5 protein-coding genes, 1 tRNA gene and 1 rRNA gene are annotated in these 6,364 nt (G+C 46.9%); 1 reads left to right on the forward strand and 6 read right to left on the reverse strand.

What is annotated here, in order from left to right:
- Positions 1-46: 46 nt before the first annotated feature.
- From EML15_RS03430 to EML15_RS03445, 4 genes are all read right to left on the reverse strand, one after another.
- Complete coding sequence (locus EML15_RS03430; protein ID WP_144273406.1) at positions 47-469, reverse strand: acyl-CoA thioesterase; 423 nt, start codon at positions 467-469, stop codon at positions 47-49.
- Between the two features lie 160 nt (positions 470-629).
- Positions 630-2,300 carry an energy-dependent translational throttle protein EttA gene (gene ettA / locus EML15_RS03435; RefSeq protein WP_144273407.1) on the reverse strand — a complete coding sequence of 557 codons (1,671 nt, stop codon included), beginning with the start codon at positions 2,298-2,300 and terminating at the stop codon, positions 630-632.
- A gap of 111 nt (positions 2,301-2,411) precedes the next feature.
- Positions 2,412-2,912 carry a single-stranded DNA-binding protein gene (locus tag EML15_RS03440; RefSeq protein WP_144273408.1) on the reverse strand — a complete coding sequence of 167 codons (501 nt, stop codon included), beginning with the start codon at positions 2,910-2,912 and terminating at the stop codon, positions 2,412-2,414.
- 134 nt (positions 2,913-3,046) lie between these two features.
- Positions 3,047-5,026 carry a cytochrome c oxidase assembly protein gene (locus EML15_RS03445; protein WP_144273409.1) on the reverse strand — a complete coding sequence of 660 codons (1,980 nt, stop codon included), beginning with the start codon at positions 5,024-5,026 and terminating at the stop codon, positions 3,047-3,049.
- Between the two features lie 155 nt (positions 5,027-5,181).
- Here EML15_RS03445 and EML15_RS03450 point away from each other — a divergent pair.
- Positions 5,182-5,255, forward strand: a tRNA-Arg gene (locus tag EML15_RS03450).
- A gap of 178 nt (positions 5,256-5,433) precedes the next feature.
- Here the strand turns inward: EML15_RS03450 and EML15_RS03455 are convergent.
- Positions 5,434-6,027, reverse strand: coding sequence for a hypothetical protein (locus EML15_RS03455; RefSeq protein WP_144273410.1), 594 nt, complete (start codon positions 6,025-6,027; stop codon positions 5,434-5,436).
- A gap of 225 nt (positions 6,028-6,252) precedes the next feature.
- A 5S ribosomal RNA gene (gene rrf, locus EML15_RS03460) occupies positions 6,253-6,364 on the reverse strand; the annotation flags it as partial.

A 6,364-nucleotide genomic window follows, 5' to 3' on the forward strand; every position in this document is an offset into this window, starting at 1 on the left:
CTTGCTTATTGATGTTCTCTAGGATTATTTCGATCTGTTTCCCTGGTTAAGCTGCTCCAGCACTAAACTTTTGGAGGAGTTCTTTTTCTGCTTCAGTTATTTTACGCGGTGTGGTGGTAGTAAGGTCAATAGCTACTTGCACTGCTTTTACTTCAGCACAGATATTTCCTGCTGCGTCTTTAATATGCTGTGTTGTGGTAAAAGACGTAGAGCCAATATCACTGACATAGGTGTCTACCGTCGCTGCTTGTGTATCCGGCATAATGGGACGCATATAATCGACCTCTATTTTGCGCACAAATACAGCTGGTATTTGCTTATCTGCCCCAGTAAGTTCTTCCAGCGCCATGACAGTTCGTGCTTCTTGAGCTAATTCAATATACGCAGAGTTTGTGATATGACCAAAGCGGTCAAAATCTGACCATCGACAAGCAATTTTTGTGGTGTGTACTCGTTTTTCTGATGTCATTCTTTCCCTCACAATTGACTTTATGAATATAGAGAACAGCCTGAAAACTATCTAAAAACTATAAGGTGTGGGTTTTTACATCCACACCTTATACCTATACACCCCCAACAGGAAGGCTGCCCGTTTTTAGGCGAATTGCTAGGGTTTTATTGGCATATTTTTAACGTGTGAGCTTACGGTGTGTCACACGAGATGGTCGTGCTGCTTCAGCACCAAGACGCTCAACTTTGTTCTTTTCATAGTCCTCGAAGTTGCCCTCGAACCAGAACCACTGACCTTCTGCAACATTCCCCTCCCAAGCAAGGATATGGGTACAGGTGCGATCCAAGAACCATCTATCGTGAGAAATCACCACTGCACAACCAGGGAATTTCTCCAACGCATTTTCTAGAGAACCCAAAGTTTCCACATCAAGGTCGTTTGTTGGCTCATCGAGCAAAATCAAATTACCACCCTGCTTGAGAGTCAATGCGAGGTTAAGTCGGTTACGCTCACCACCAGAAAGTACCTTAGATGGCTTCTGCTGATCTGGACCCTTAAACCCAAAAGCAGACAAATAAGCTCGAGAAGGCATCTCATTTTGACCAACGTGGATATAATCCAAACCGTCAGAGACTACTTCCCATACTGTTTTTTCTGGGTCGATATTCTCACGATTCTGGTCAACATAGCTCAGTTGCACAGTCTGCCCAACTTTTACTTCACCTGAATCTGGCTGCTCTAAACCAACAATGGTCTTGAACAAGGTGGACTTACCCACACCATTAGGACCAATCACACCCACAATGCCATTGCGAGGCAACGTGAACGAAAGGTCTTTAATGAGCACACGCCCATCAAACCCTTTGTCTAAGTGTTCTACTTCAACTACTTGATTACCCAAACGCGGTGGTGTTGGAATCTGAATTTCCTCGAAATCCAATTTCTTATACTGCTCAGCCTCTGCTGCCATTTCTTCATAGCGCTGCAAGCGAGCTTTGTTTTTAGCTTGGCGGGCTTTGGCACCAGAACGCACCCATGCCAATTCTTCTTTCAGACGACGCTGCAACTTCTGGTCTTTCTTACCTGCAACTTCAAGACGCTGCGCCTTTGTTTCCAGGTAGGTGGAGTAGTTGCCTTCATATGGGTAAAGCTTTCCGCGATCGACCTCACAAATCCATCCGGCGACGTGATCGAGGAAATAGCGATCGTGTGTCACGGCAAGAACAGCGCCCTTATAGTCTTGCAAGTGCTTTTCTAGCCACAACACGCTCTCTGCATCAAGATGGTTGGTCGGCTCGTCGAGTAGCAAAAGATCTGGTTCAGATAGCAAGAGTTTTGCCAACGCGACACGACGACGCTCACCACCAGAAAGATGGGTAACTGGTTGGTCAGAGGGGGGACAACGCAATGCTTCCATTGCTTGTTCAATTTTTGAGTCAAGTTCCCAGGCATCTGCTGCATCGATCTTATCCTGCAGCGCGGTCATTTCTTCCATCAGCTCATCGGTGTAGTTCGTCGCCATTTCCTCGGCGATTTCCTCATAACGCTGCCGGATTTGGAAGATTTCCCCTAGGCCTTCCTCCACGTTTTGACGCACTGTTTTTTCTTCATTCAGCGGTGGCTCCTGCAAGAGGATTCCGACAGTTGCTCCTGGGTCTAAGAAAGCCTCTCCATTGGATGGCTGATCTAGACCAGCCATAATTTTGAGAATAGAGGATTTTCCGGCACCATTAGGACCAACAACACCGATCTTAGCTCCTGGGTAGAAAGCCATAGTGACGTTATCGAGGATAACTTTATCGCCAATAGCTTTGCGTACGTTTTTCATCGTATAGATGAATTCGCCCACAGTTTTGCTCCTTATGTATTCAAGAATTCACAGTATTCATGTTATGGATTGTGAAAATAAAATTTCAGTCACCCCACAGGCTACCCTACATACCCATATTCATGCTTAACTTCACACACCAATGCGCACATTATCTTCTTGACTACTATAGTCAATATCTATTTCTGGCAGCTCAGAGCTGTGTGGAACAGGTAGCTCATCATATGGAGAGTATGTCGTCTCCCCGGCAAGGGATTTGCGCGAACCAACAACATAGCGACTTAACTCCAAACCAATATAATGCGCCCGCATAACTGCTTTAGAGCGACTTTGTTGAGTTTCTTTATCTATCCACGATTGCGTAAAAATATAACCGTGCACAAGCACTGGGCGACCTTTTATCAAAGATTGTTTCGCGTTAAGAGCAAGCTGACCCCAGCATTCTACGTCGATAAATAGGGTGTCAGTATCGACCCATTCTGTATCGGAGTTGGCAATCACATTCTCGTGCATATGAGAACGCCGTACCCGCCGTGAAGATGCAAGACGCAGCTTACACAGATGACTGTTCTTCGTTTTGATCAAGGTAGGCGTCTCAGTGAGGTGTCCGACGAGAGTTGTCATAATATGCATGGGTATTCCTTTCTGTATGTAGTGTGCTAACCCATGCAGCTAGTGTCCACGGAAGGTCGTCGCCAGAAAAGTGAAAAATTTTTCTGCACAAAAATCTGTGGATTACTCACCACTGGCGACGGTTATCCACAACTTTAACGCCGATTTCTCTGATTCATTTGCGCAAGCAATTCATTGTACTGAGCCAATTCATCGTCATCATCTTGGGCAGCACGCTGCTCATACTCTTTTTCCGCCTTACGATCTTCTTGCAACCACTCGATGAATAATGCACCAAACACCACCAATAGTGGAAAAGCGCCCGACGCCCACGCAATACCACCACCAACATTTTGATCGTGCATCAAATCTACCGGGAAAGGAAGATCAAGCTCGGAATAAAAATCTTTGGCAAGAATGAGCGACAATTGCATGAGATACACGCCAAAGTACAAATGAAACGGCATGGAAAACAGCAGCCACATTATCCTGATGATGACTTTATTCTTACGCGGCTTTGGATCAAGCCCAATCATTTCCCAATAATATACATAGCCAGAAAGGAGAAAAACCCAGTTCATGAGCAAGTGCCCAGCGTGTTCCGACACCATAAGGTCATACCAAGGGGTGATATAGAGCAAATAGAAAATGGTAATGAACTGGATAGTGTTAAACGCTGGATGCATGATGAACTTCAGAATCCGAGACTGACAAAAAGCCTCAATCCACTCGTGCAGCCCAGGTTGTTCAGGTGGATTCTTCTTTGTGACTTCAAGCGCAAGACTCAGTGGCGCCCCCAGAACCAAAAACACTGGTATAACCATAGAAATCACCATATGAGCAACCATGTGCATACTGAACATAGCTGGCATATACAATCCAATACCAGAACTCATCACAGTGCTTAGCCCCACAGAACCAAGCAAGAACCAAAAAGTCCGCTGCCACTTCCAGGTTTTTCCTTGCTTCTTTAATTTCCACAACCCCCACAGATAAGCAAGAGTGATAATGATGCCAAAAGTGCTAAACATGATGTCGAAACGCCACACTGACCAGATATTCCAGAAAGTCGGCGCTTTAGTAACTTCATACCCCATCTCAAGCATCATTTTTGACAGCGAAGTATAGAGCGGCGGCGGTGGCGGAGTGCGTCCCAAAGACACTGCCACTCCAATGGTTGCAGCCATAATAAATACCTCAGCAATGGCGATACGCACAAAAAGTTTTGGACGATCATCCAACTGAGGGATTGTTTTTTTGCGATGAATAAGCCCAAAGAATGCCAGTAATAGCGTCAAAATAATCTTGGCCACAATCGCTTGACCATAGCTTGTGGTAAAAAGATCCTCGAGTCGCATACGAACCGCCGCATTAATCACACCTGATGCGATCATGGCGAGCATACTAACAAAGGCGAGCATGGAGAAGCGTCGTACCGCAATGCTCAATCCTGGCCCCAACCTGCGTGCATGCGCTATCAGACCTAAAAGACCCCCCACCCATAGCAATGCAAAGAAAAGGTGCCACAATAATGAATTCGTACCATAATCATGATTGCCGCCCGACGCAGAGTGCCCTTCCAACCCCAAAGGCAGCACAATCGCAAACGCCCCCACCAGCAGCAATGGCTGCGCTGACCATTTACGACTAAAAACCGCAATAACCCCCACCACAAAAGCAATTATCGACGACACCAACCACGCTTTAGCAGCCGCAATAAGTTCCAAAGCATCACCCCATGCCGACAACTCAAGGGACTGAAAAAAAGGTTGACCCGACGTATCAGAAAGAGTCATCGGAATCATCAGCAAGGCTACACAGGCGTAGAGCAAAGCAGCAGCAGCACCAGTTCGAGTGGAAATAAGCCCGTCGACGCTCAGCCGAGAATCTATCGGCATAATAAAAAACGCCGAAGCCAAAAAACTACCCACACTAAGCGACACCAAAGTCCAGGCTACTGCTCGCAAAAACGGATAACCCATTGTCGTCAAAATACCAGGATCAGGGATACCCAACTCTGCCAAAGATTCACCAAGAAAAACCCAGCCGAGCGTTGCTGCTACAACACCAGCTATCACTATAAAAATCAGATACACAGGTTTTGCAGAACGCACCGAAGTGGAAGAATCAGACATACATCCAGCCTAACTCACTGCGTAGGATTTCAGCTAACTCCATATCACTGGCATAATTCCCACACAGTTCTCACATGATATTTCCTTTTCAGAGCCCTTTTTTCGCATGGCCTGTAATGTTGCGCTAATCTATATAGGTTGCTTATTAAGCAATTGCCTCCATAGCTCAGTGGATTAGAGCAGTCGGCTTCTACCCGATTGGTCGCGGGTTCGAATCCTGCTGGGGGCGCTTTTGTTTACACTGTTCAGGTACCTTTTGCCTTTTATAGCCAAGGAAACTGGGGATTTTCCCGAGCAGCAAATTATTGTAGGTACGCCACATAAGCGCAGCAGCGTAAGTGCTGCCGAGCGCTTCGGTTCTTATGACTCCACCGTCAGCGTCGCGTCGACGGCATTAACTCAAGGAATCAATACTCACGCGCAATCCCTGACACAACACGTAATGCTGCCTCGCGTAAAGTCGCCAAAGGCACCTTGTGATATTCAGCGCTAAAGGCTGTGTCTTCACTGTGCGCAGGAACATGAATAAAAGTTGATGGAACGCCACTATAGGCGGCGCAATAAGTCACGCCCTCGCAAATATAGGAACCAGCATCATCAGATGCTGCAACGGGAATTTCGGATTCAGACAACCACTCTTGAACTTGTTGAGGGCTAATCTGTGGATAAACTTTCTCCGGATATTCTGCCCCCTGGCGGTACGGTTTATTCCATGACACACCATTGTTATCAGGTTTTGCTCCGCCCCAGTTTCTTGCCACTGTTTCGACTCGAATATCAGGTGTCTTACCGGATAAACCAAAGGAACAAATCGCTATCGGACTATGCTCCCCGATAAGACGCTCAAGCTCTACAAGACCACCATCATACGTCACAGGCAATTGTGCCCTAAGAATGCGATGCCCGAGTATTTCCTCGGGTAATTCCGCAAGCATTTCCCAAGAAGTATTGCGAGGATTTCCAGCGAAAGGCTCGAAACCAGTAACAAGAATTAACGACATGCTTTTTGTCCTTTTTTGATGTTGTAGCACCCACCCCACACAATACGCACCAACACCACCCCACAACAAACCCCACACACAACACACCCCCCGGGCACCACTTGCCGCACCCCGCACACACCCTGTGCCCCCCTTGTGCGCCACACAAACACACAAGCACAAACAAAAAAGGGGGGTGCGCACCACACGGCACACACCCCACAACCATATATATTAAAAAACCAATGTTGGCAGCGACCTACTCTCCCACACCCTCCCAGATGCAGTACCATCAGCGCAATCAGACTTAACGACCGGGTTCGAAATGGGACCGGGTGTACCCCTGACACAACAACCA

Origin of the sequence: Corynebacterium sp. sy017 (assembly GCF_017918135.1) — a bacterium.
Classification (GTDB): Bacteria; Actinomycetota; Actinomycetes; order Mycobacteriales; family Mycobacteriaceae; genus Corynebacterium.